Source organism: Dyella sp. SG562, assembly GCF_011759495.1.
GTDB classification, from domain to species: Bacteria; Pseudomonadota; Gammaproteobacteria; order Xanthomonadales; family Rhodanobacteraceae; genus Dyella_D; species Dyella_D marensis.
This window is the reverse complement of sequence record NZ_JAAOYS010000003.1, coordinates 1-23,453: the sequence shown is the minus strand read 5'-3', so window position 1 is coordinate 23,453 and position 23,453 is coordinate 1. Positions and strand designations below refer to the sequence as shown.

General features: G+C 68.0%; 22 protein-coding genes. 13 read left to right on the top strand and 9 right to left on the bottom strand.

The window, feature by feature from the left end; translation table 11 throughout:
- Positions 1–13: 13 nt before the first annotated feature.
- Both FHW84_RS07055 and FHW84_RS07050 read right to left on the bottom strand, forming a co-directional pair.
- Positions 14–436 carry a hypothetical protein gene (locus FHW84_RS07055; RefSeq protein WP_167253874.1) on the bottom strand — a complete coding sequence of 141 codons (423 nt, stop codon included), beginning with the start codon at positions 434–436 and terminating at the stop codon, positions 14–16.
- 205 nt (positions 437–641) lie between these two features.
- The gene (locus tag FHW84_RS07050) at positions 642–1,559 is read right to left on the bottom strand and encodes a hypothetical protein (RefSeq protein WP_167253872.1); all 918 of its coding nucleotides are present in this window, start codon (positions 1,557–1,559) and stop codon (positions 642–644) included.
- 107 nt (positions 1,560–1,666) lie between these two features.
- On the opposite strand from FHW84_RS07050, the gene FHW84_RS07045 reads away from it, so the two are divergent.
- From FHW84_RS07045 to FHW84_RS07020, 6 genes are all read left to right on the top strand, one after another.
- A complete protein-coding gene (locus tag FHW84_RS07045; RefSeq protein ID WP_167253870.1) occupies positions 1,667–2,560 on the top strand; it encodes an alpha/beta fold hydrolase in 894 nt (297 codons plus the stop codon).
- A gap of 90 nt (positions 2,561–2,650) precedes the next feature.
- Complete coding sequence (locus tag FHW84_RS07040) at positions 2,651–3,739, top strand: alginate lyase family protein (protein WP_167253868.1); 1,089 nt, start codon at positions 2,651–2,653, stop codon at positions 3,737–3,739.
- Positions 3,740–3,840: 101 nt separating this feature from the next.
- Positions 3,841–4,776, top strand: coding sequence for a peptidylprolyl isomerase (locus FHW84_RS07035; protein WP_167253866.1), 936 nt, complete (start codon positions 3,841–3,843; stop codon positions 4,774–4,776).
- A gap of 229 nt (positions 4,777–5,005) precedes the next feature.
- Entirely contained in the window at positions 5,006–7,147 is a 2,142-nt protein-coding gene (locus FHW84_RS07030) for an AsmA family protein (RefSeq protein ID WP_167253864.1), read from the top strand.
- Positions 7,148–7,250: 103 nt separating this feature from the next.
- Complete coding sequence (locus tag FHW84_RS07025) at positions 7,251–7,958, top strand: PadR family transcriptional regulator (RefSeq protein ID WP_243867970.1); 708 nt, start codon at positions 7,251–7,253, stop codon at positions 7,956–7,958.
- A gap of 174 nt (positions 7,959–8,132) precedes the next feature.
- Positions 8,133–8,924: a siderophore-interacting protein gene (locus FHW84_RS07020; RefSeq protein WP_167253862.1), complete on the top strand. Its 792-nt coding sequence runs from the start codon at positions 8,133–8,135 to the stop codon at positions 8,922–8,924.
- Between the two features lie 117 nt (positions 8,925–9,041).
- Here FHW84_RS07020 and FHW84_RS07015 read toward each other — a convergent pair whose 3' ends face one another.
- On the bottom strand, positions 9,042–9,947 hold the full coding sequence (locus tag FHW84_RS07015) for a LysR family transcriptional regulator (RefSeq protein WP_167253860.1): 906 nt from the start codon (positions 9,945–9,947) through the stop codon (positions 9,042–9,044).
- Positions 9,948–10,060: 113 nt separating this feature from the next.
- Here FHW84_RS07015 and FHW84_RS07010 point away from each other — a divergent pair, with 113 nt between their 5' ends.
- Positions 10,061–10,939, top strand: coding sequence for an MBL fold metallo-hydrolase (locus FHW84_RS07010; protein WP_167253858.1), 879 nt, complete (start codon positions 10,061–10,063; stop codon positions 10,937–10,939).
- 64 nt (positions 10,940–11,003) lie between these two features.
- Positions 11,004–11,642 (top strand): NAD(P)-dependent oxidoreductase, encoded by a 639-nt coding sequence (locus FHW84_RS07005; RefSeq protein WP_167253856.1) that lies wholly within the window; start codon positions 11,004–11,006, stop codon positions 11,640–11,642.
- Between the two features lie 104 nt (positions 11,643–11,746).
- Here FHW84_RS07005 and FHW84_RS07000 read toward each other — a convergent pair whose 3' ends face one another.
- From FHW84_RS07000 to FHW84_RS06985, 4 genes are all read right to left on the bottom strand, one after another.
- Complete coding sequence (locus tag FHW84_RS07000) at positions 11,747–12,298, bottom strand: cytochrome c (RefSeq protein WP_167253854.1); 552 nt, start codon at positions 12,296–12,298, stop codon at positions 11,747–11,749.
- A 13-nt stretch (positions 12,299–12,311) separates the two neighbouring features.
- Complete coding sequence (locus FHW84_RS06995; protein ID WP_167253852.1) at positions 12,312–13,244, bottom strand: copper resistance protein B; 933 nt, start codon at positions 13,242–13,244, stop codon at positions 12,312–12,314.
- Positions 13,241–14,959 (bottom strand): copper resistance system multicopper oxidase, encoded by a 1,719-nt coding sequence (locus tag FHW84_RS06990; protein ID WP_167253850.1) that lies wholly within the window; start codon positions 14,957–14,959, stop codon positions 13,241–13,243. Before FHW84_RS06990 ends, FHW84_RS06995 begins: the two co-directional genes overlap by 4 nt.
- Before the next feature lie 82 nt (positions 14,960–15,041).
- Positions 15,042–15,419 (bottom strand): hypothetical protein, encoded by a 378-nt coding sequence (locus tag FHW84_RS06985; RefSeq protein ID WP_167253848.1) that lies wholly within the window; start codon positions 15,417–15,419, stop codon positions 15,042–15,044.
- 158 nt (positions 15,420–15,577) lie between these two features.
- Here FHW84_RS06985 and rlmJ point away from each other — a divergent pair, with 158 nt between their 5' ends.
- The 3 genes from rlmJ (at position 15,578) to FHW84_RS06970 (ending at position 18,096) form a co-directional block, all read left to right on the top strand.
- Positions 15,578–16,453, top strand: coding sequence for a 23S rRNA (adenine(2030)-N(6))-methyltransferase RlmJ (rlmJ, locus tag FHW84_RS06980; protein WP_167253846.1), 876 nt, complete (start codon positions 15,578–15,580; stop codon positions 16,451–16,453).
- A 140-nt stretch (positions 16,454–16,593) separates the two neighbouring features.
- Complete coding sequence (locus FHW84_RS06975; RefSeq protein ID WP_167253844.1) at positions 16,594–17,106, top strand: Slp family lipoprotein; 513 nt, start codon at positions 16,594–16,596, stop codon at positions 17,104–17,106.
- Positions 17,107–17,187: 81 nt separating this feature from the next.
- Entirely contained in the window at positions 17,188–18,096 is a 909-nt protein-coding gene (locus FHW84_RS06970; protein WP_167253842.1) for a cation diffusion facilitator family transporter, read from the top strand.
- A gap of 10 nt (positions 18,097–18,106) precedes the next feature.
- Here the strand turns inward: FHW84_RS06970 and FHW84_RS06965 are convergent, their stop codons facing one another.
- On the bottom strand, positions 18,107–18,496 hold the full coding sequence (locus tag FHW84_RS06965) for a VOC family protein (protein WP_167253840.1): 390 nt from the start codon (positions 18,494–18,496) through the stop codon (positions 18,107–18,109).
- 16 nt (positions 18,497–18,512) lie between these two features.
- Positions 18,513–18,899: an MmcQ/YjbR family DNA-binding protein gene (locus FHW84_RS06960; RefSeq protein ID WP_167253838.1), complete on the bottom strand. Its 387-nt coding sequence runs from the start codon at positions 18,897–18,899 to the stop codon at positions 18,513–18,515.
- 182 nt (positions 18,900–19,081) lie between these two features.
- Between FHW84_RS06960 and FHW84_RS06955 the strand changes: the two genes are divergently transcribed.
- A complete protein-coding gene (locus tag FHW84_RS06955) occupies positions 19,082–19,696 on the top strand; it encodes a GNAT family N-acetyltransferase (protein WP_167253836.1) in 615 nt (204 codons plus the stop codon).
- Positions 19,697–19,840: 144 nt separating this feature from the next.
- Entirely contained in the window at positions 19,841–23,299 is a 3,459-nt protein-coding gene (mfd, locus tag FHW84_RS06950) for a transcription-repair coupling factor (RefSeq protein ID WP_167253834.1), read from the top strand.
- Positions 23,300–23,453 lie beyond the last annotated feature (154 nt).

Genomic DNA, 23,453 nt, shown 5'->3' with positions numbered 1-23,453 from the left:
CGAGTTGCCGGACTCACCGCTCAGCGGAAAGTTTGAGCAACAGAACGCTGATGTCCCGCTTCAGATCCACATCGTCCACCGAAGCGGCATGCGTATTGGCCTGTGAAGCGCAGCCCCACGCAGCCTCGGCCTGGCCACAGCCGACGTAGCGCCGGGCCAGCTCCAGCAGAATCGACGCCCGATAAGCGTCGGCCTGTTCGGCCTGCCCCAGCGCATGCAGATAAAGCGGCACGGCGGCGAGGTCGTCGTGCGTGAAGTCGGCCAGTGTTTCCCATGGAAACGGATGGCGCACGCCTTGGGCTTCCTGTTCCTCGCAATAAGCGAGCAAGGCGTTATAGCTGCGCCAATAGATAGCCGCCTGCCCGGCTTCGCTCGCCTCGAACATCGACCAGGCCAGCGAGGAGACGGTTTCGTACATCAGTGACGGGATGTCCATCCTGGCTCCCCGGACTCACCGGCACCCGGCCGGCGCCTGGCGTATGAGCTGCGGAAAGGCCCGATGCCTCGAACCGTCCACCACCGTCACTTCGGCGCGAATGCCCATGGGGACTCCTTTCTCAAGCTGCGTTTCCGTATACGTGGCGCGATTAGAACATGGGCTGTACATGCGATTGTGACCATGCCTTCACGCGTCTCCGGCCTCAGGGTTTCCGCTTCGCCGGCCGTCCGTCGAAACCGGTCAGGCAGCAGATCAGCTTGCGCTCCGTCACCACGAAGATGGCGTCGTCGCCCTTCTCCTGCTGCCCGACGAAGAACAGCAGGCTGCGGTCCTTGCTGCCGGCCTTCTTCAGGTCCCTGGCTTCGTTGCTGGCGGTTTCCACTTCGCGCAGCAGGGCATTGCGCTGGCGCTGGGTCCAGTCGCCCCACAGCACTTTTACCTGGTACGGGCGGCCGGGCTTGCCGTCGTGCCATTCCTTTACGTCCATCTCGATCAGCGCGTGGGCGTCGGTGACTTCGGGTGCGCGCCAACCGATGGGGCCGTGAAAAAGATGGGGGATCGGATAGCGGATCAGATGCTCCTGCCTGGTGCGCAGGCGCCAGATCACTTCGTCGTAGGTAGTGCCGTACAGATCGAGAAAGTGCAGCTCGCGATGGCGGTCGTTGGGGAAGTTGAGATAGGCGCGGCAGATATCGCGAAAGCTCGTGGTGACGCGCGGTCGCTGGCGTGCGCCCTGCTCCGGCGGTGCGGCGGGTGCACGGCGTGCCTTGCCTTCGCCTTCGACGGCGCCCGCGCCTGGCGCGCCTTCGGCCGGCGCCGTTTCCACCGGCAGGCGAAAACCCGCGGGCATATAGCCGGGAAAACTGCCGTCGTCCTCGCTCAGCGATTCCGTGCGGGCACGCTTGAGCAGGTCCGCCTCGCCATTGCTGGGACACCACGGCGGGCATTTCGGCTTGGCGGCGAAATGGGCGCGGCGCAGGTTTTCCGGGCGATACGAAGTGGGATAGACCTTGGAGCCGCAGTCGGGGCAGACGAAACCATCCGGGTCGACCGGCTCCATCGACCACAGGTCCTCGGCATCGACGTCCTGGCCGGTATGGATGTTGGTGGCGCGAAACATGGTCCTTCACCCTGGCTGGTCCTGGCGCAAGCCTAGTGCATATCGCTGCGTCGGCAATGCCCGCTCGTTTACCATGGGCCGGACCGGCGAAGGCGAAAGGAGCTCGCATGAATGCTATCCCCACCCACTCTGGCCAGACGCTCACCCTGGTGGCGCAGGATGGTTATCGGCTTGGCGCCGTGTTCTATCGCGCCCATGGCAACGAGACGGCACGCATCGTGGTGGGCAGCGCCACCGGCGTGCCGCAGGGTTTTTATCGCCGCTTCGCCGAATTCGCCAATGCGCGCGGCTATTCCGTCCTCACCATGGATTACCGCGGCGTCGGTGCTTCGCGCCCGGCCAGGCTGAAAGGCTTCGAGATGAGCTTTCTCGACTGGGCCACGCTGGACCTTGCCGCGGCGGTGGATCACTTCGCCGCCGATGCGACGCCGCTGTATCTCGTCGGCCACTCCTTCGGCGGCCACGCGCTGGGCCTGCTGCCCAATCACGAGCGCCTTGCCGGCGCTTATCTGTTCGGCGTCGGCGCCGGCTGGCACGGCTGGATGCCGCAGCCGGAGCGCACGCGCATCTGGCTGGCGTGGAACGTACTGCTGCCGGTACTGACCCGGCTGATGGGCTATATGCCCTGGAAATCGCTGGGCGCGGGCGAAGACCTGCCGATCGGCGTGTATCGCGACTGGCGCCGCTGGTGCGGCTTTCCGCATTACTTCTTCGACGATCCGGCGATGGCGCATATCGCCGACGTCTATGCCCGCGTGCGCACGCCGATCGTCGCCGCCAATGCGCTGGACGATCTGTGGGCGCTGCCGCGCTCGCGCGATGCCTTCGTCGGCGGTTATCGCCAGGCGCCGCTGGAACGGCGCGACGTCGATGCGAAGAAGGAAGGCTTCGGGTCGCTGGGCCATATGGGCTATTTCCGCCAGCACGCGCAGCCGCTGTGGGAGGAAGCGCTGGCCTGGTTCGGCACGCGCGCGGCCCGTACGGCGCAGCCCTCGGCATAACCCGGACCGCGGCTGACCGCAGGAACTTGCCTCACCTCCGGCAGGCGCCCGGCGCGGCACACTGGCGCAAAAGGAAGGCCAGGAGCCGTCATGCCACGTGGATCCATTGCGCTGTCGCTCGCCATCGCTGCATTGTTCACCGCCACCGCCACCGCGCAGATGCGCGGAACCATGACGCCACCGCGCGCCATCACCCTGTGCCAACCCAAGGCACCGGGCGCGGGAGAGCAGAATGCATCCGCCAAACAAGTCCTCGCTGCCGCGGAAAAACATCTGGACGACCAGCCCCACGCGCTCGCCCATGTGCACACCGAAGGCACGCTTCCCCATCAGGGCATTCGCGACCAGAGCATCGAAGCCGAACGCGACTGGCCGCTGATGCGGCAGGCGGCGCTGGCCTGGCGCTTGAGCGCCGATGCGCGCTATCTGCATCAGGTCGACGCCTATCTCGCGGCCTGGTCGAACACGTATCAGCCGGATTTCAATCCGATCGACGAAACCAATCTCGACGGCCTGATCGACGCCTACGTGCTGACTTCCGCCGCCCTGCCCGCATCGACGCGCGACGCCACCCGCGCCCTGCTGCGCAAGCTGGGCGATGGCTATATCGCACGCATCCACGCGTTTCCCACGGAATACAAGCCCGGCACCGCGACCAACAACTGGCAAAGCCACCGCATCAAGCTGGTGACGCTCGCCGCCGCCGCGCTCGGCGACCAGGCCATGCTGAAAACCGCGCACGCACTGTTCGAGCGCCAGGTCGCTGACAACATCAAGCCGGACGGCGAAGTGATCGATTTTGCCGAACGCGATGCCTTGCATTACGTGGTGTACGACCTGCAACCGCTGGTTGCCGCAGCACTCGCCGCCAAGCCCTTCGGCGACGACTGGCTGCGCTACGCCACGCCGCAGGGCGCCTCGCTGGCGAAGGCGCTGGACTGGCTGCGCCCTTATGCCGAGGGCAGCAGGACGCACGAGGAGTTCGTGCACACCCGGGTGAAGTTCGACCGCGACCGCGAGCAGGCCGGCGAGAAGGGCTACAGCGGCCCGTGGGACCCGAAGACCGCGGCCCCGCTGTATTGGCTGGCCGCGCAACTGGACGACGGCTATCTGCCGGTGGCGCAGCGGCTGTCCCCCGCCCCACCCGACTGGATCGGCGCCTGCTCCTACGGCCAATGACCCCGGGTCAATGACCTGCGCCAATGACCCGGGGGCCCGCGTCGCCGGCCGCGCACTCTGCTACCTTCCGGCGGGTTTCCACCACACCGCCAAGGTCCGCCATGTCCCGACCCGTTCCGCGCCTGCTCGGCCTTTCCCTGCTCTGCGCCCTGGCCCTGCCGGCCCTGGCCGACACGCCTCCGGCGACCAAGTCGGCGACGCCGAAGGAGCTGCTGCAGCAGTCCAAGCCCGCCGAATGGCGCAAGCCCGACCCGAACAACCTGCTGGAGATGCGCCTGCCGCAGGGCAAGGTACTGATCGAGCTGGCGCCGGATTTCACGCCGCTGCATGCCGACAACATCCGCACCCTGGTGCACGAACATTATTTCGACGGCCTGGCGATCATCCGCGTGCAGGACAACTTCGTCACGCAGTGGGGCGATCCGGAAGACGACGACAAGGGCGACAAGAGCAAGCTGCGTTCGCTGGGCAAGGCCAAGAAGACCGTGCCTTCCGAATACACCCGCCCGATCGACGCCAAGCTGCCATGGACCGCGCTGCCGGACGGCGACGTGTATGCACCGGAAGTGGGCTTCAGCGAAGGCTTCCCCGCCGCGCGCGACAAGGCCAGCGGACAGGAATGGCTGACGCATTGCTACGGCGCGGTAGGCGTGGCGCGCGACGTCGGTCCCGACACCGGCAGCGGCAGCTCGCTGTACGCGATCATCGGCCAGGCCCCGCGCGGATTGGACCGCAACCTCGCCGTGGCGGGCCGCGTGATCCAGGGCATGGAGTTTCTCTCGGCCTTCCCGCGCGGCACCGGTCCGCTGGGTTTCTACGAGAAGCCGGAGCAGCGCACCACCATCGAGTCGGTGAAGCTCGCTGCCGACATGCCGGCGAAGGAGCGTCCGAATATCGAAGTGCTGCGCACCGACAGCGCCACCTTCGCCGCGCTGATCGAAGCCAAGCGCAACCGCCGCGACGATTTCTATCGCAACCCGGCGGGCAAGATCGACCTGTGCAGCATCAATATCCCGGTGCGCGAAGCGAAGCCCTGAGCACTGCCTCAGCACCTGGCGTAGGTTGGGGTGAGCCGCAGGCGAACCCCAACATCGTCGCCCCGTTGGGGTTCGCCTGCGGCTCACCCCAACCTACGCCAGGCGCGCGCGTGCAGGATCAGCCCGCTGCGCGCAGCGTGAACGGGTTCTGAGCGCAGGACCCCGCACATACACAATTTTTTCGCGCATGCGGTTATCTGTCGCGATGGAAGTGGCGCGGGAGGAAGGCATGAAGCGAAGCCGCAAGCTGTGGATCTGGTCGTTAGCCGCGCTGCCGGTGGCCTTGCTGGCGCTGGCGGTGCTGATCGTCGCCACCTACGACTGGAACCGCCTCAAGCCCACCATCAACGACAAGGTGAGCCAGGCGGTGGGCCGGCCCTTCGTCATCCAGGGCGACCTCAGCGTGGCATGGCGCCGCGAGCCGGGCGAAGGCGGCCTGGGCGGCTGGATTCCGTGGCCGGAACTGATCGCACGCGATATCCGCATCGCCAATCCCGAGTGGGCGAAGCAGCCGCAGTTCGCGCAATTGGACGCAGTGCGCGTGCGCGTGTCGCCGTTGCCGCTGCTGGCGCATCGCATCGTCATTCCCAGCGTGCAGCTGGAACACCCGGTGGTCGATCTCGAACGGGAGGCGCCGGACCAGGCCAACTGGGACTTCGCCTTCGGCAAGAGCGATGAACCTTCGTCGTGGAAGATGGATCTGCGCGCGATCGGCTTCGACCGCGGGCAGATCGGCTACGACGATGCGGTGAGCAAGGTGAAACTGCAGGTGGACGTGCAACCGCTGCAGCAGGCGATTCCGTTCGACCAGATCATGCAGCAGCAGTCCGACGATGCGCGCGACCAGGCCGCGCGCACGGCCGGCGGCGCGGCGCGCAAGGCGCTGGCGGCAAGCAAGGAGAAGGACGAGGACAAAGTCGACGCCAAGGCTTCGCGCACGGCCTATCTGTTCGCCTGGCAGGCCACCGGCAGCTACCAGGGCGCGCCGCTCAAGGGCAATGGCAAGACCGGCGGCGTGATCGCGCTGCAGGACACCGACCGTCCGTTCCCGCTGCAGGCCGACGTGCATATCGGCGACAGCCATATCGCCCTGGTCGGCACCTTGACCGACCCGCTGCACCTGGGCGCGCTCGATGTGAAGCTGTGGTTCTCCGGCACCAGCATGGCCAAGCTCTACGCCATCACCGGCGTTACGCTGCCGGATACGCCGCCCTATGCCACCGAAGGCCATCTCGTCGCGCAGCTCGCGCGCGGCGGCAGCCATTTCAGCTATCGCAACTTCCGCGGCCGCGTCGGCGGCAGCGACCTCGCCGGCAATCTGGATTTCGTCACCGGCGGTGCGCGGCCCAAGCTCAGCGGCACGCTGCGCTCGCAGCTGCTGCAGTTCTCCGATCTGGCCCCGCTGATCGGTGCCGACTCCAATGCCGAGAAGCAGCGCCGCGGCGACGCCACGCCGCAACCGGCGGACAAGGCGCTGCCGGTGGAACCGTTCCGCACCGAGCGCTGGAAAGCCATGGATGCCGACGTGCACTTCACCGGCGCGCGCATCGTGCGCGGCGCGGACCTGCCGATCGATTCGCTGCAGACCCACGTGGTGCTGGACAACGGCGTGCTGCTGCTGGACCCGCTGGATTTCGGCGTGGCCGGCGGCCGCGTCGGCAGCACCGTCCGCCTGGACGGGAGCCAGGCGCCGATGCGCGGCGCGATCGACCTGCGCCTGCGCGGACTGAAACTGAAGCAGCTGTTCCCCACCTTCCAGGCGATGAATGCCAGCTTCGGCGAGATCAACGGCGACGCCAGCCTCAAGGCGCAGGGCAATTCGGTGGCCGCCCTGCTCGGCAGCGCGGACGGTGAACTGAAGCTGCTGATGAACGACGGCGCGATCAGCAAGAACCTGCTCGAAACCGCCGGCCTCAACGTCGGCAATATCGTCATCGGCAAGCTGTTCGGCGACAAGGTAGTGAAGATCAACTGCGCCGCCACAGACTTCGCCGCCGACAACGGCGTGTTCAATACGCGGCTGTTCGTGTTCGACACCGAGGACGCGCTGATCAATGTCGACGGCAAGGTCAACTTCGCCACCGAGCAGCTGGACCTGGACGTGAAGCCGCACAGCAAGGGCCTGCGCGTATTCACCCTGCGCTCGCCGCTGTACGTGCGCGGCACCTTGAAGAACCCCGACGTGGGCGTGCACACCGGCCCGCTGCTGCTGCGCGGCGGCGGCGCCGTGGCGCTGGGCGTGCTCGCCGCGCCGGCCGCGGCCCTGCTGCCGCTGGTGGTGGCCAGCCAGGGCGGCCAGCCGAATACCTGCCAGCGGGTGCTGCAGCAGATGCGTTCGGGCAAGACGCCTTCGAACCAGCCACATCAATAACTTATGGGTTAAACGATATATCGTCCCGGGACGGCGGGACACTTGCACTCGATATTCTTTCGATATATCGTCAGCGCCAACTTACGATATATCGGAACTCATCATGCGCAGCCCCCGCCACTTCTTCCACGCCCTTCGCCAGTACCACCACCTGCATCACCACTACATGCGCGAACGCTTCCATCCCTTCCAGGCCGACGACATGGACTGGGAAGGCGGCGAGCGCCACGAACGCTACGAGCACCACTTCGGCCGCGGCCACCACTTCGGCGACCGCATGGGCGGCGACTTCTTCGCCGAATGGGCCGGCCTGCGCGGCGGCGGCCGCCGCGGCGGCGGTGGCCGCATGTTCGGCCACGGCGACCTGAAGCTGCTGCTGCTGGCGCTGATCGAGCAGCAGCCGCGCCACGGCTACGAACTGATCCGCCTGATCGAAGAGATGTTCCACGGCCACTATTCGCCCAGCCCCGGCGCGATCTACCCCACCCTGACCATGCTCGAGGAACTGGGCCATGCCCAGGTCGAGAACGAACAGGGCGGCCGCAAGCTGTATGCGATTACCGATGCCGGCCGCGCCTTCCTCGACGAGAACCGCTCGGCGGTGCAGGCGGTGATGAGCCGCACCGAGGAAAGCGCGCGCATGGCGGCGCGCATGTCGCTGCCGATGTCGATCCGCAATGCGATGCACGCGCTCAAGCATGCGCTGCTGATGCGCGGCGCCTCCGACTGGAGCAAGGCGGAGACGCAGCGTGTCGCCTCGATCCTGGAAAAGGCCGCCGCCGATATCGCCGCGGGTTCGCGCCGCGAGTGATCCGCGCCATGGCATGTAGCCGGGCCGCGCGCTGCCGCGGCCCGGCTTGAAATACCCGTCGCCGCGGCCCACATCCGCATCGCGACTTTCCCTCCGGCGCCACGCCCCTCGGCCAGCCACCCGGTTTCCGCCCCGCCATGCGCGGTGGCGTTCCCCTTTCGTTCCGAGGTTTTCATGAGCAGACACGAATCCCGCAGGGTGATGCATGAAGTGCGCATGCGCCGGCTCGCAGTACGGCGCGTGGAGCGGCTGACGCCGCACATGCAGCGCATCGTGCTGGGCGGCGCCGAGCTGGAAGGCTTTTTCAGCGGCGCGCCGGACGATCACGTCAAATTGTTCTTCCCCAACGATGCCGGCGAACTGGTGTTCCCCAAGCGCGGGCCGAACGGCCTCGAGTATCCGCCCGGCGCCGATCCTTCGCCGATGCGCGATTACACGCCGCGCCACCACGACACCGTGCATGGCGAGCTGACCGTGGATTTCGTGCTGCATGGCGACGGCCCCGCCTCCACCTGGGCGGATGCGGCCAAGGTCGGCGATGTCATCGGTGCGGGCGGCCCGCGCGGTTCCTTCGTGGTGGCCGACGATTTCGACCATTACGTGCTGGTGGCGGACGAGACCGGCCTGCCGGCGATCGGCCGCTGGCTGGAGGAAATGCCGGCGTCGGCGTCGGCCACCGTGCTGGTGGAAGTGCCCGATGGGTCCGATCGCCAGGTGCTGTTTACCGATGCGCAATGCGACGTGAGATGGTTCGAGCGCGACGGCGTGGATGCCGCGGCCAGCACGCTGCTGGAGGACGCGCTGCGCGGCGTGTCGCCAAAGGGCGATGCGTTCTATTGGATCGCGGCCGAATCGCGGCGCGCGCGCAACATGCGCTTGATGCTTGCGGAGCGTGGCGTGCCGAAGGAATGGGTGCGTGCGACCGGCTACTGGAAAGCCGACGGTACGGACGACGAGGACGAATGACCCGCCACCGGCGTAGGTTGGGGTGAGCCATGGGCGAACCCCAACATCGTCAACTTCAAGCGTTGCGTATTGTTGGGGTTCGCCCATGGCTCACCCCAACCTGCTTCACCGCCAACGTCATCGAGTGAGCGGCGGCGCCATTTCGCCCTGCAGATGGTCGATGAAGGCGCGCACCTTGGCCGGCGCCTTGCGCCCCGGATACACCGCGTGCACGCCGCCTTCCGGCAGGCGGTACTGCGCCAGCAGCGCGACCAGGCGCCCGGCGCGGATGTCCTCTTCCACCAGGTAATCCGGCAGCACCGCGATGCCCGTGCCCGCCAGCACCAGGCCGCGCACCGCGGCGGCGCTGTTGGCCTGCGCGGCCTGCCGCAGGCGGAGGGTGCGGCGCGCACCGCCCGGGCCGGTGAACTGCCAGCGCAGCGGCACCGGCAGCGCGGACATTGCGATCGCTCCATGCGCGGCCAGATCGTCCAGCCGCCGCGGCGTGCCATGTTCGGCCAGATACGCCGGAGCGCCCACCAGCAGCTGGCGGAAGCTGCCCAGCCGCGTGGCGCGCAAGGTGGAATCGCGCAGCCAGCCGCCGCGGATGGCCAGGTCGAAGCGTTCGGCAATGACGTCGGTGATGTGGTCGCTCAGCACCAGGTCCACCTGCACCGCCGGATAGCGCCGCATGAAGCTGGCCAGCCGCGGCACCACCACCGCGATGCCATAGTCGAGCGAGGCGGTAAGCCGCAAGGTGCCGCGCGGTGCGTCGCGGCTTTCGCCGGCGCGTTCGATCGCCGCTTCCGCATCGGCCAGGATGCGCACGCAGTCGGCGTGGAAAATGGCGCCCGCCTCGGTCAGCGACATGCGCCGCGTGCTGCGCACCAGCAGGGTCACGCCCAGTTCCTGCTCCAGCCGCGCCAGGTGCTGGCTGACCATCGCCTTGGTCATGCCCAGTTCCTCCGCGGCGCGGGTGAAGGAACCGGCGCGCACCAGCGCCGCGAATACCGCCAGCCGGTTGAGATTGACCTCGTGCGCCATGCGCGCCTCCGCTCACTGTCAAGCCAGACTTTACAGTGAATTACCCGTTGATACGTATATCCGTATCAATGATCGGCGCATGCTTCGCCCCGTTCCCATCGCGAGACACTCCCATGCGCAAGCTACGCACTGCCCTGCTGTTGTCCCTCGCCCTGGCCGGCGCGGCCCAGGCCAAGGATGCCGCCCAGCCCCTGAAGCTGGACGTCTACAACCCCGGCGACAAAGGCATCTTTCCGGTCGCTTCAGTGCTGGTCCAAGGCGAGCGCGATGCCGTGCTGGTCGACGCGCAGTTCGCCAAGGGCGATGCGCAGAAGCTGGTGGAGAAGATCAAGGCCTCGGGCCGGCACCTGACCACCATCTACATCAGCCGTGGCGATCCGGATTACTACTTCGGCCTGGACGTGCTGCACGCCGCCTTCCCCGACGCGAAGATCGTCGCCAGCAAACCCACCGTGGAGCATATCCAGGCCTCGTCGAAGGCGAAGCTCGCGTACTGGGGGCCGATCCTCAAGCAGGATGCGCCCGCCGCGCTGGTGGTGCCGGACGTGCTCGAAGGCAACCGCCTGACGCTCGAAGGGCGCGCGCTGGACGTCGTCGGCCTCGACGGCCCGACGCCGGAGCGCAGCTTCGTCTGGATTCCCTCGCTGAAGGCGGTGGTCGGCGGCGTGGTAGTGTTCGGCAACCTGCATGTATGGATGGCCGATACGCAGACGCCGGCATCCCATGCGCAGTGGCTCGCCACGCTCGACCGCATCGAACAGCTCAAGCCGGCAAAGGTAATCCCGGGCCACTACCAGGAAGGCACGCCGTTCGACCTGAGCCAGGTGCGCTACACCCGCGGCTACATCCAGGCCTATGACGCCGAAGCCGCCAAGGCCAAGGACGCCGCCGCGCTCGTCGCCGCGATGGAAAAGCGCTACCCCAAGGCCGGCGAGAAAGCATCGCTGGAACTGAGCGCGAAAGTCAGCAAGGGCGAGATGCAGTGGCCGTAAGCCGCAGCATGTCGTCCGCAACCTCCCCCTTTCTTTATCGACTGTCCCTCACCGGAGCTCGCTTATGAAAATCGCACTGTTCGGCGCCACCGGCCATATCGGCCAGGGCATCCTCGACGAAGCGCTCGCGCGCGGTTACGAGGTGGTCGCGGTCGTCCGCGATGCTGCGCGCCTGCCGCAGAAGAATGCCAAGCTCACCGTGGTCACCGGCGACGCAGCCAGGCCGGAAAGCTGGAGCGACGCCGTGCGCGGCGCCGATGCCGCGGTGGCCAGCCTGTCGGCACGCCGCGATGGCGATCCGGAGCTGGTGCCCGCCAACGCCCGCGTGCTGATCGGAAACCTGCCCAAGGCCGGCGTGCAGCGCCTGTTCTGGGTGGGTGGCGCGGGCACGCTGGAAGTGGCGCCGGGCAAGCGGGTGATCGACGACGCGCATTTCCCGGCGGCGTGGAAGCCGGAAGCGGAGGCGCAGGGGAAGGCGCTGGAAGTGTTTCGCGCCAGCCAGGGCATTACGTGGACGTACCTGAGCCCCGCTGCGTTGATCGAACCGGGCGAGCGCACCGGCAAGTATCGCGTCGGTGGCGAGCAACTGCTGGTGGATGCCCAGGGCAACAGCCGGATTTCGATCGCCGATTACGCGGCCGGGTTGCTGGATCGCGTGGAGAAGCGGGATGCGGAGAACAAGCGCATCACGCTCGCCTACTGATCGACTCGCCTTCACTCGGGCGTAGGTTGGGGTGAGCGGCCAGCGAACCCCAGCGTGGCGATACGTTGGGGTTCGCCTTCGGCTCACCCCAACCTACGCGATGTTCAATGATCGTCGTCATGCTCGTCGTCGTGATGATGATGCCCACCACCATGCCCATCGTCCCCCGCCGATCCCGCCATCGCCTCGAACGCCGCCTCGTCCTGCTTCGGCAGCACCTGCAGGAACGCCACCATATCCCAGATCGCCGCATCGTCATGGCTGCGGCCCCAGGCCGGCATCGCGCTCATCTTCACGCCATGCTTGATCGTCCAGAACGCCTCCGCCGGATCGTGCACGGCATGCCTCGCCAGGTCCGGCGGCTGCGGATACAGGCCCTTGCGCAACTCGGTATCGCGCATGCCGGGCGTCAGATGGCAGGAGCTGCACATCTCGGCGTAATGCATCGCGCCGCGGCGGATGCGCGCCGGATCGTCCAGCGCGGGCACGGCGATACCGGCGGCCTGCTTCTCGATCGAACGATCGCGCAGCAGCTCCACCGCACGTTCGGTCATGGCCCAATGCGGCTGGTCGGCGCCGATCGGATAGACGCCGGAATACACGAAGGCCACCGCGGCAACCGTCGCCAATACAAGAAACAACAGCAAAGCTTTCATCGCAGGATCCTCCTCAGAACCAGAGCCGCACGCCGGCCAGCCAGGTCGTCTCGCGACGCGGCAGGCCGGTGGGCAGGCCATTGGGTTGGCCAAAACGCCGCGTGTGGTTCACGCCGATATACGGCGCGAAGCGGCGGCTGAATTCGTAGCGCAGGCGCAGGCCCGCTTCGGCTTCGGACAGGCCGGCGCGGATGCCGCGTTGCGGGTCGTCCTTGCCGTAGAAGTTCACTTCCAGCTCCGGCGCCAGGATCAGCCGCTGGGTGAAGCGCAGGTCGTAGCTGCTCTGCAGGCGCAAGGCGGTGCGTCCCCGCGTACCGGCGTAGAACGTCGCCTGCGTGTCGAACCAGTACGGCGCCAGGCCTTGCACGCCCGCGGCCACCCATTGGCGGTCCGGGCCATGGCCGAAGTCGTGGCGCACGCCGAGCTGCCAGTCCCAGAACGTGCTGAACGCGTGGCCCCACAGCACTTCGGCGCGCGCATCCTGGGTGCCTTCCGCGCTGCGCTCGCCTTCGGTGCGCAACCACACGCGGTTGGTGTCGCTGCCCCACCAGCCTTCGGCCTCCCATGCGGTGGCGTAGTCGCCGCCGACGCCGCGCGCGCGTTCGAGGCGATCGAACAGCCACATGCCGCGCCTGGCGAGGTCGTCCATCTGCATCATGTCCACCATGTGCTCCGGCGGCATCGGCGCGGGCTGGTGTTGCGGAGGCGGCGGCGGAACGTGGCCGTTCGGCGGCAACGCGGCAGGCATCGGCATGGTGTGGCCGGCATGCTCATCTTGCGGATCCATCTGCATGCCCGGCATGTCGTCCATCGCCTGCGGCTGCGCGGGAGCCTTGGCCGGCGCCGGTGGATGATGATGTTCGTGCCCTTGCATGGCGTCCTGCGCGGCCGCGGCAAACGGCAACAGCAAGAGCAGCGCGGCAAGTGCATGGCGCTTCGTCCTCATGCCACCACCACCTCGCGGAACATGCCCGCCTCCATGTGGTAGAGCAGATGGCAGTGGTAAGCCCAGCGGCCCAGCGCATCCGCGTTGACGCGGTAGCTGAGCTGCTGCGCCGGCTGCACCACCACGGTGTGCTTGCGCACCTGGAAATCGCCATGCTCGTTTTCCAGCTCGCTCCACATGCCGTGCAGGTGGATCGGGTGGGTCATCATGGTGTCGTTGACCAGGGTGATGCGCACGCGCTCGCCATGCTTCAGGCGCAGCGGTTCGGCGTTGGAGAAACGCGTGCCGTCGAACGACCACAGGTAGCGTTCCATATTGCCGGTCAGGCGCAGGGTGAGTTCGCGGTCCACCTCGGGCGAGATCGGCGCATCCACCGCATGCAGGTCGGCATAGCTGAGCGCGCGGCGGCCGGTATTGCGCAGGCCCACGCCGGGGTCGTCGAGATTGCGGCGCGGCTGCGGCACACGCATGTCCACTTCCACGCCGGTCTTCAGCGCGGGCATGGCCGCCATGCCGTGGCTGCCGTGGCCCATGCCGCCCATATCGCCCATGTCGTGGCCCATGCCCACGTGACCCATGGAACCCATCATGTCGCCCATGCTCAGCAGCGGGCGCGGATCCAGCGGCGGCACCTCCGCCGCCATGCCCGCGCGCGGCGCCAGCGTGGCGCGGGCGTAGCCGCTGCGGTCCATGCTCTGCGCGAAGATGGTCCAGGCGCGGTCGGCGGACGGCTCCACGATCACGTCGTAGGTCTCGGCCGTGCCGATACGGAATTCGTCCACCGTCACCGGCTCCACCGGCTGGCCGTCGGCGGCGACCACAGTCATCTTCAAACCAGGAATGCGCACGTCGAAGAAGGTCATCGACGAACCGTTGATAAAGCGCAGCCGCACCTTCTCGCCCGCCGCGAACAGGCCGGTCCAGTTGCCGGCCGGCGCGCGGCCATTGACCAGATAGGTGTAGGCCATGGCGGAAACGTCGGCGAGGTCGGTGGGGTCCATGCGCATCTGCTGCCACATGCGCCGTTCCGCCAGCGCGCCGCTCAAACCCTGCCGGCGCACGTCGCCGGCGAAATCGCCCACCGTGCGCTTGCCCAGGTTGTAGTAGTCGCTCTGCTTCTTGAGGTTGGCGTAGATGCGCTCGGGGTCGGTGTCGGTCCACTCGCTCAGCAGGATGGTGTAGTCGCGCTGCGCGGCAGGGCGTTCGCCGTCGCGCGGCTCGATCACGATCGGGCCGTACAGGCCGACCTGTTCCTGGAAGCGCGAATGGCTGTGATACCAGTAGGTGCCGGCCTGGTTCACGCTAAAGCGGTAGAGGTATTCGCCGCCCGGCGGAATGCCGTCGAAGCTGATGCCGGGCACGCCGTCCATGTCCGCCGGCAGCACGATGCCATGCCAGTGGATGGAACTGGTCACCGGCAGGCGGTTGCGCACGCGCAGGGTGATGGTGTCGCCCTGGCGCCAGCGCAGCAGCGGTGCGGGCAACTGTCCGTTGACCACGGTGGCGATGCGCCGCCGCCCGGTGAAATCGACCGGCAGCTCGCCGATCTCCAGTTCGAAATGCGTGCCGCTGAGTTCGGCGCGCGGCGCTTGGGCGATCTGCGCCAGCGCATCGCCGCGCCACAGGCCGAGGCCGGCGGCCACGCCGCCCAGGGCCAGGCCTTGTACGAAACGCCGTCGCGGCAGCTGGAGGCCGCGCGGATCTTGCTTGTTCATGCTGAAACTCCGTCATGCTCGTGCCTGCCGCGCAGGCATGGATAAAGAGCGGCCGGCGTAGCGGCCGCGCCACGCACGACAGTCAGGCCGACGGAGGTCTCAAGGGAGGTTTGGCGGGCCGTTGCGGCGCGGCTTCGCTGCCGCGCGGCGCACCTAAGCGCTCGGGCGAAGGATGCGCGGCGGCGACGATGGCGACGCCATCCAGCCTGGCCGGCGCATGCGCGCAGGTGCAATCCGGCGCCGCGTGGCCATGCGTATGCGGCGCCTGCGGCTGCGCGTCGTGCATGCCATGCATGCCGGCATGGCCGTCCATCTGCATCGCCTTGGCCGGCGCCGGCCGCATGTCGTCGCAGCAGCCGCCCGCGGCCCAGGCCATGCCCGCCAGCAGCAGCCACGCGCACAGCGCCAGCGCGAACAGGGCGCGGGAACGGCGTAGCGATTGCAGGAGGCGATGGAACATGAGCCGGAGGATGCCAGCGGGCACCAGGGGGAACAACTCTGGAGTTGGCTTCAAGCGGCTTCACCGCATGGCGTAGGTTGGGGTGAGCCCCAGGCGAACCCCAACGTTGCCGCCATGTTGGGGTTCGCCTGGGGCTCACCCCAACCTACAATGGCGGAATGAACTATCGCCACGCCTACCACGCCGGCAATTTCGCCGATGTCCTCAAGCACACCGTGCTGTTCGCCCTGATCGAGGCGATGAAGGCCAAGCCCACGCCGTTCTGCCTGATCGACACGCACGCGGGCAGCGGCTGCTATGCGCTCGACAGCGCCGAAGCGGGCAAGACCGGCGAATACAAGGACGGCATCGCCCGCCTGCTGTTCCCCGACCTGCACCAGAGCACTCCTTCCGGCCCGCTGCCGCCGCTGCTGCGCCACTGGCTCGACTCGGTGCTGGCGCTGCCCGGCAACAAGGACGGGCTGCGCCTGTATCCGGGTTCGCCGCTGCAGGCCGCCAATGCCCTGCGCGAGATCGACAGCGCGCAGCTGTGCGAACTGCAGCCGGACGAAGCCACGCGCCTGCGCGAACTGTTCCATCACGACCGCCGCGTGCACGTGCACGAGCGCAACGGCTACGAAGCCTTGAAAGGCCTGCTGCCGCCGAAGGAAAAGCGCGGCCTGGTACTGATCGATCCGCCGTACGAGGCGCAGGAAGCCGAGTACCGCACCATCGAGCAGGCGCTGAAAGCCGCGCTGCTGCGCTGGCCGACCGGCGTGTATGCGGTGTGGTATCCGATCAAGCTGCGCAGCCAGGTGCAGCCGTTCCTGCGCTGGGTGCAGCACAGCGGCGTGCGCCGCGCGCTGCGCGCGGAACTGCTGCTGCGTCCGGACGACTCGCCGCTGCGCCTCAACGGCTCGGGCATGGTCATCCTCAATGCGCCGTGGAAGTTCGACGAGGTGCTGCGCGAACCGCTGCGCGCGATGAGCCGGCTGCTGTCGCAGGAGCGCCCGGCCAACTGGAAGCTGGACTGGCTGATCCAGGAAGCCGACTGAGCCGCTATCGCCCCCGGCCGCCCCGCGGCTAAGCTTGGCGCCGCGTCCGCGCACGCGCGCGGACACTCGACCTGGCGCGCCCTCGCGCCGACACTCGACCCGCGCCGTCCCACCGTCCCACCTCACGCAGGAGACCGACCATGCGCATGCCGAACGCCTATCTCGTCCTTCGCCTGGCGGCCGCCGCCGCCCTGCTCGGCCTGAGCGCCTGCGCGCCCGCGCCGATCTACAAGTCCACCGGCACCCTCGCCGCCGCGCCGTTCAACGTGGCCGAGGCGCCGGAGCGCTACAGCAATGCGCCAGTGATCTGGGGCGGCCGCGTGGTGGCGGTGCGCAACCTGCCGGACCGCAGCGAGATCGAAGTGCTGGCCTATCCGCTCGATGGCTCGCAGCGCCCGAAGGCCAACGACAGCGGCCTGGGCCGCTTTATCGCCACCATGCCCGGTTATGTGGAACCGATGGACTACCCGGCCGGCGCGCTGATGACCATCGACGGCCAGATCAGCGGCAGCCGCGCCGGCAAGGTCGGCGAGGCGCCTTACGTGTTCCCGCTGGTGAAGGTGAACCAGTCGCACGTGTGGACCGCCAGCGAGCTGAGCAGCGGCAAGAACAACGTGCATTTCGGCGTGGGCGTGGGCGTCGGCATCCGCTGACGCGCGCTTTATTCACTGCATGGGCGTCGGCATCCGCTGACGCGCGCTTCATTCATTACTTAGGTTTCAGGGAAGAGTCCGATGTCGGGTCATGCGAATTCGTTGAAGGCGGTACTGCTGGCGCTGGGCGCCAACTTCGCCATCTTTCTCAGCAAGCTCGCCGCCGCGGTGCTGACCGGCTCCGGCGCGATGCTGGCCGAGGCGATCCATTCGCTGGCCGACTGCGGCAACCAGGGCCTGCTCCTGCTGGGCATGCGCCAGGCCAAGCGCCCGCCCAGCGAGGACTATCCGCTGGGCTGGGGCCGCGCGCTGTATTTCTGGTCCTTCCTGGTGGCCATCCTGCTGTTCAGCGTGGGCGGCATGTTTTCCATCTACGAGGGCGTGCACAAGCTCGGTTCGCCCGAGCCGCTGCAGCGTCCGTGGCTGGCGGTGGGCGTGCTGGTGTTCGGCATCGTGATGGAAGGCATCTCGATGCGCGGCTGCATGCAGGAAGTGAACAAGGCGCGCGACGGCATGGGCCTGTGGCAGTGGTTCCGCGAGACCCGTTCGAGCGAGCTGCTGGTGATCTTCGGCGAAGACCTGGCCGCCCTGCTCGGCCTGGCGCTGGCGCTGCTGGCGATCCTCGCCACCATCCTCACCGGCAACCTGCTGTTCGATGCGGTCGGCACCATCGCCATCGGCGTGCTGCTGGTGGTGGTCGCCATCGCCGTGGCGGTGGAAGTGAAAGCCCTGCTGATCGGCCAAGGCGTGGAGCCGCGCCGCCGCCAGGAGCTGCTGGCGTTCCTGGCCGAGCGGCCGGAAGTGGCCGAGGTGCTGAACCTGATCACCCTGCAGCTGGGCCCGGACGTGATGGTCTCGGTGAAGGCGCGCATGGCGCCGGCGGCGGACAATCTCGCGCTGATCCACAACATCAATGCGGTGGAGCGCGCCATGAAGGCGCGCTTCCCGGACGTGGCGTGGAGCTTCTTCGAGCCGGACGTGGCGGACTGAGCGCAACGCCCTACTTGCGCTGCAGCAGATCCCACTTGTTGCCGTAGAGGTCCTGGAACACCACCACGGTGCCGTAGGCCTCTTCGCGCGGTTCCTCGCAGAAGGTGCAGCCGGCGGCTTTCATGCGTTCGTAGTCGCGCCAGAAATCGTCGGTATTGAGCAGCAGGAACACGCGGCCGCCGGCCTGGTGGCCGATCGAGGCGCGCTGTTCCTCGTTGGAGGCGCGCGCCAGCAGCAGGCGCGTTTCGGTGGAGCCGCGCGGCGCCAGCACCACCCAGCGTTTTTCCTCGTCCAGGCGGGTGTCTTCGACCAGCTCGAAGTTCATCACGCGGGTGTACCAGGCGATGGCCTGGTCGTAATCGGCCACGAGCAGCGCCAGGGCGCCGAGATGCTGTTTCATCGTTATTCCCATCGATTCAGGCCGGCGGCAGGGGCGCCAGCTCTTTCTGCAGTTTCTTGGTGAGCTTGGCGCGCACCAGGGTGTAGGAGTCGCGCACCATCGCTTCCAGCTCGCCGGTGGCGAAGCGCTCCGGCTCCACCACGGCAACCCAGTGCGCGCGGGCCAGGTAGGGCGAGGGGACGATGCCCGGCTGGTCGGTCAGCTCCAGGAAGCGGTCGTCGGCCACCTTCAGCGCCAGGCGGTGGCCATGGGCCGCCTGCTCGGCGCGGGTGATGGCGAACATCTTGCCGCCCACGCTGAAGACCAGGTCCTCGCCCCACTTGATGTCGCGGGTCACCCCCGGCCAGGCCCCGCACAGGGCTTCCAGCTGAACCACCGTCATGCCCTTGCCGGCCTTGCCCATGCCCTGCTCCCTGTCGGCGCCATCTGGCCGATCGTCCGCGCATTGTGGCGATTCGGCCGGAGGCCGTCTCCCCTGAGGCGTGCCGGGCCGCAACATGAACGGACTCAAGCGCGACGTAAAGCCACGCCTGTAAACCAGTTTTGTTCATGTTGCGATGCACACAATACGGTAAAGTACGGAACATGGCTGCGAACTTCCTTACCGATATGTCCCCCGCCCGTCGTCCCCTGCCCCCGCCCAGCAACGAGCGCTTCGCCCGCCCCCGGCTGGCCGAGGTCCGCACCTCGCCCAAGGGTGAGCTGGTCCGCACCCGCGACGGCCGCGAGCTGCGCCTGCGCGCGATCGAGCCGGGCGACGTGGCCGCGCTGCAGCGCTGCTTCGACCGGCTGTCGCCGGAGGACATCCGCCGCCGCTTCCTGCACGCCATGTCCGAGCTGCCGGCGCCGATGGCGCAACGGTTGAGCCGGGTGGACCCGGCCGTCGAAAGCGCCTACGTGCTGATGGACGAGACCGTGCAGCCGGCGGAAATGCGCGGCGTGGGCCGCATCTATGTGGACGAGGCGGCCAACAGCGCGGAATTCTCGGTGCTGGTGGAGCGCGACTGGGCCCGCGTCGGCCTGGGCGCCCTGCTGATGCAGCGCCTGGTCGACGACTGCCGCCAGCGCGGCCTGGCCGAGCTCTGGGGCTACGTGCTGCTGGAGAACCGCCCGATGCTGCAGCTGTGCAAGGAACTGGGCTTCGTGCGCCGCCTGAGCCCGGAAGAACCCGGCACCACGCAGATCTCCCTGCGGCTCTGAGCCGCGGCACCGCGGTGGCGCATACACCGCGGCAAACTCCCATATGACTTCCGACCGCCCCGGCTCGCCGGGGCGGTCGCGTTACACTTGCCCGCTTTCACCGGCGCGGCCGTCCTGGCCGAACCCACGGAACGCCAGCGCGACATGCCCAGTCCCATTCTGCTCCCCGCCCTTCCCACCACGCCCAAGCACCGCCGCTACTGGACGCCGCCGCACGGCTCCTCGCGCGCCCTGCTGGTGGCCGAAGCCGCCCGCGCGCACGCCGGCCTGCTGGTGGCGGTGACGCGCGACACGCAGCGCGCGCACGCGCTGGAGGACGAACTGAAGCTGTTCGCCGGCGACCTGCCGGTGCTGCATTTCCCGGACTGGGAAACCCTGCCCTACGACATCTTCAGCCCGCATCCGGAGATCGTCTCCCAGCGCATCGCCACCCTCTACAGCCTGCCGTCGACCAGGCGCGGCGTGCTGGTGGTGCCGGTGGCCACGCTGATGCAGCGCATCGCGCCGCACAGCCACGTGACCGGCTCCGGCCTGGTGCTGAAGAAGGGCCAGAAGCTGGATCTCTCCGCCGAGCAGCGCCGGCTGGAAGCGGCCGGCTACCGCAACGTGCCGCAGGTGGCCGAGCCCGGCGACTTCGCCGTGCGCGGCGCGCTGATCGACATCTTCCCGATGGGCGCGGGCGAGCCGTACCGCATCGAGCTGTTCGACGACGAAGTGGAATCGATCCGCAGCTTCGATCCGGAAACCCAGCGCTCGCAGCAGCCGGTGGAAAAAGTGGAGCTGCTGCCGGCACGCGAATTCCCGCTCACCGAACAGGCCGCCAAGGATTTCCGCGGCAAGCTGCGCGAGCGCTTCCCGATCGACGTGCGCCGCTGCCCGCTGTACCAGGACATGAAGGAAGGCGTGACGCCCGGCGGCATCGAGTACTACCTGCCGCTGTTCTTCGGGCAGACCGCCACCTTGTTCGACTACCTCGGCGAGGGCGCCGTCTTCCTGCTGGGCGAAGAGGCGCTGGAATCGGCCGAACAGTTCTGGCAGCAGACCGGCGAGCGCTACGACCAGCGTGCGCACGACATCGAACGCCCGGTGCTGCCGCCGGCCGAGCTCTACCTGCCGCCGGAACAACTGCGCGAACAGCTCAACCGCCGACTGCGCGTGGAAGTGGTGCCCAGCGGCCACGAACACGCCGCCGACATCGGCACCCAGCCGGCTCCGGAGCTGCCGCTCAACCGCAAGGGCGAAGAACCCGGCACCTCGCTGCGCCATTTCCTGGGCAGCTATCCGGGCCGCGTGCTGATCGCCGCCGATTCGGCCGGCCGCCGCGAAGCGCTGATCGAAACCCTTGCCGCGGCGGGGCTGAAGCCCGACAGCATCGACGGCTGGCCGCGCTTCCTGGCGGCGGACGGCGGCGGGCCTAAATTCGCCATCGCCATCGCGGGCCTGGAGCAAGGCTTCGCGCTTAAATCGCCGGCGATCACCGTACTCACCGAGCGCGAGCTGTACGGCGAGCGCGTGCGCACCGAGCGCAAGCGCCGCCGCGGCGCGGCGCGCGATCCGGACGCGATCATCCGCGACCTCACCGAGCTGACCATCGGCGCGCCCATCGTGCACGTCGACCACGGCGTGGGCCGCTACCAGGGCCTGGTGTCGATGGAGCTGGGCGGCACCGAGGGCGAGTTCCTCACTATCGAATACGCCAAGGGCGACAAGCTCTACGTGCCGGTGGCGCAGCTGGGCCTGGTCAGCCGCTACACCGGCACCGCGCCGGAACTGGCGCCGCTGCATTCGCTGGGCGGCGACGCCTGGGAACGCGCGCGCCGCAAGGCGGCGGAGAAGGTGCGCGACGTGGCCGCCGAGCTGCTGGCCATCTATGCGCAGCGCGAGGCGCGTGGCGGCGAATCGCTGCCGATCGACCGCCAGCTGGTGGAAGAATTCGGCGCCAGCTTCCCGTTCGAGGAAACCCCGGACCAGGCGCAGGCGATCGACGCCGTGCTCGGCGACCTCGCCGCGCCGCGCGCGATGGACCGCGTGATCTGCGGCGACGTCGGCTTCGGCAAGACGGAAGTCGCGCTGCGCGCCGCGTTCGCCGCCGCCACCGCCGGCAAGCAGGTGGCGGTGCTGGTGCCCACCACCTTGTTGGCGCAGCAGCACTTCCGCAACTTCGCCGACCGCTTCGCCGACTGGCCGGTGCGCGTGGACGTGCTGTCGCGCTTCAAGTCCACCAAGGAAGTGAACGACGCGCTGAAGCGCCTGGCCGAAGGCCAGATCGACGTGATCATCGGCACGCACAAGCTGCTGCAGCCGGATATCCGCTTCAAGAATCTGGGCCTGGTGATCGTCGACGAGGAGCAGCGCTTCGGCGTGCGCCAGAAGGAGCAGCTGAAGAAGCTGCGCGCCGAAGTCGACCTGCTGACCATGACCGCCACGCCGATCCCGCGCACCTTGAACATGGCGATGAGCGGCCTGCGCGATCTGTCCCTGATCGCCACGCCGCCGGCGCACCGCATGGCGGTGCGCACCTTCGTCAGCGCGTGGGATCCGGCCACGGTGCGCGAGGCGTTCCAGCGCGAGCTGGCGCGTGGCGGCCAGGTGTACTTCCTGCACAACGAGGTGGACAGCATCGAGCGCACCGCGCGCGAGCTGCAGGAGCTGATTCCGGAAGCGCGCATCGGCATCGCCCACGGCCAGATGGCCGAGCGCGAACTGGAACAGGTGATGGCGGACTTCCATCGCCAGCGCTTCAACGTGCTGGTGTGCACCACCATCATCGAGACCGGCATCGACATCCCCACCGCCAACACCATCATCATCGACCGCGCCGACCGCTTCGGCCTGGCCCAGCTGCACCAGCTGCGCGGCCGCGTGGGGCGTTCGCACCACCGCGCGTACGCCTATCTGGTCGTGCCGGACCGCAAGGCGATGACGGCGGACGCGGAGAAGCGCCTGGAAGCGCTGGCTTCGCTCGAAGAACTGGGCGCGGGCTTTACGCTGGCGACGCACGACCTGGAAATCCGCGGGGCGGGCGAGCTGCTCGGCGACGAGCAGTCGGGGCAGATCCAGGAGATCGGCTTCGGGCTGTACACGGAATTGCTGGAGCGCGCGGTGCGTGCGCTGAAGTCGGGCAAGGTGCCGGACTTCGACCTCAGCTCCGAGCACGAGACCGAGGTGGAACTGCATCTGCCGGCCTTGATCCCCGACGACTACCTGCCCGACGTGCACACCCGCCTGACGCTCTACAAGCGCATCGCCAGCGCGCGCCACGACGAGGCGCTGCGCGACCTGCAGGTGGAAATGATCGACCGCTTCGGCCTGCTGCCGGAGCAGGCCAAGACGCTGTTCGCCATCGCCGGCCTGAAGCTGATGGCGACGCCGCTGGGCATCCGCAAGCTGGACTTCGGACCGAACGGCGGTCGCATTACTTTCCGCGAGAAGCCCGAGGTGGATCCGCTGGCGATCATCCGCCTGATCCAGGGCCAGCCGCGCGTGTACAAGCTGGATGGCCAGGACAAGCTGAAGGTGCTGCTGGAGTTGCCCGGGGCGGCGGAGCGCATCCGCACGGCGCAGGAGATTCTGGTGCAGTTGGGGGCGCGGAGGCCCGCTTGATGCTCGTCATTCCGGCGTAGGGCGGGATCTTTTTTGCGGGATCGCATGGTTTTTGCGTGGCCGCGACTTGGCCGCTTATGCAGCGGGCATTCCGTGCGCCTGCCGGCGCCCGGGTCACTTTCTCTTTGCTGGCCCAAAGAGAAAGTAACCAAAG

Bases quoted from the DNA above. Each gene is read 5' to 3' on its own strand.
- FHW84_RS06995 (WP_167253852.1), bottom strand. From the start codon at position 13,244: ATGAGGACGAAGCGCCATGCACTTGCCGCGCTGCTCTTGCTGTTGCCG.
- mfd (WP_167253834.1), top strand. From the start codon at position 19,841: ATGCCCAGTCCCATTCTGCTCCCCGCCCTTCCCACCACGCCCAAGCAC.
- FHW84_RS07000 (WP_167253854.1), bottom strand. From the start codon at position 12,298: ATGAAAGCTTTGCTGTTGTTTCTTGTATTGGCGACGGTTGCCGCGGTG.
- FHW84_RS07020 (WP_167253862.1), top strand. From the start codon at position 8,133: ATGAGCAGACACGAATCCCGCAGGGTGATGCATGAAGTGCGCATGCGC.
- FHW84_RS07035 (WP_167253866.1), top strand. From the start codon at position 3,841: ATGTCCCGACCCGTTCCGCGCCTGCTCGGCCTTTCCCTGCTCTGCGCC.
- FHW84_RS07015 (WP_167253860.1), bottom strand. From the start codon at position 9,947: ATGGCGCACGAGGTCAATCTCAACCGGCTGGCGGTATTCGCGGCGCTG.
- FHW84_RS06975 (WP_167253844.1), top strand. From the start codon at position 16,594: ATGCGCATGCCGAACGCCTATCTCGTCCTTCGCCTGGCGGCCGCCGCC.
- FHW84_RS06955 (WP_167253836.1), top strand. From the start codon at position 19,082: ATGGCTGCGAACTTCCTTACCGATATGTCCCCCGCCCGTCGTCCCCTG.
- FHW84_RS07045 (WP_167253870.1), top strand. From the start codon at position 1,667: ATGAATGCTATCCCCACCCACTCTGGCCAGACGCTCACCCTGGTGGCG.
- FHW84_RS06970 (WP_167253842.1), top strand. From the start codon at position 17,188: ATGTCGGGTCATGCGAATTCGTTGAAGGCGGTACTGCTGGCGCTGGGC.
- FHW84_RS06990 (WP_167253850.1), bottom strand. From the start codon at position 14,959: ATGAACAAGCAAGATCCGCGCGGCCTCCAGCTGCCGCGACGGCGTTTC.
- FHW84_RS07055 (WP_167253874.1), bottom strand. From the start codon at position 436: ATGGACATCCCGTCACTGATGTACGAAACCGTCTCCTCGCTGGCCTGG.
- FHW84_RS07030 (WP_167253864.1), top strand. From the start codon at position 5,006: ATGAAGCGAAGCCGCAAGCTGTGGATCTGGTCGTTAGCCGCGCTGCCG.
- FHW84_RS07040 (WP_167253868.1), top strand. From the start codon at position 2,651: ATGCCACGTGGATCCATTGCGCTGTCGCTCGCCATCGCTGCATTGTTC.
- FHW84_RS07005 (WP_167253856.1), top strand. From the start codon at position 11,004: ATGAAAATCGCACTGTTCGGCGCCACCGGCCATATCGGCCAGGGCATC.
- FHW84_RS06985 (WP_167253848.1), bottom strand. From the start codon at position 15,419: ATGTTCCATCGCCTCCTGCAATCGCTACGCCGTTCCCGCGCCCTGTTC.
- FHW84_RS07025 (WP_243867970.1), top strand. From the start codon at position 7,251: ATGCGCAGCCCCCGCCACTTCTTCCACGCCCTTCGCCAGTACCACCAC.
- FHW84_RS06960 (WP_167253838.1), bottom strand. From the start codon at position 18,899: ATGGGCAAGGCCGGCAAGGGCATGACGGTGGTTCAGCTGGAAGCCCTG.
- FHW84_RS07050 (WP_167253872.1), bottom strand. From the start codon at position 1,559: ATGTTTCGCGCCACCAACATCCATACCGGCCAGGACGTCGATGCCGAG.
- rlmJ (WP_167253846.1), top strand. From the start codon at position 15,578: ATGAACTATCGCCACGCCTACCACGCCGGCAATTTCGCCGATGTCCTC.
- FHW84_RS07010 (WP_167253858.1), top strand. From the start codon at position 10,061: ATGCGCAAGCTACGCACTGCCCTGCTGTTGTCCCTCGCCCTGGCCGGC.
- FHW84_RS06965 (WP_167253840.1), bottom strand. From the start codon at position 18,496: ATGAAACAGCATCTCGGCGCCCTGGCGCTGCTCGTGGCCGATTACGAC.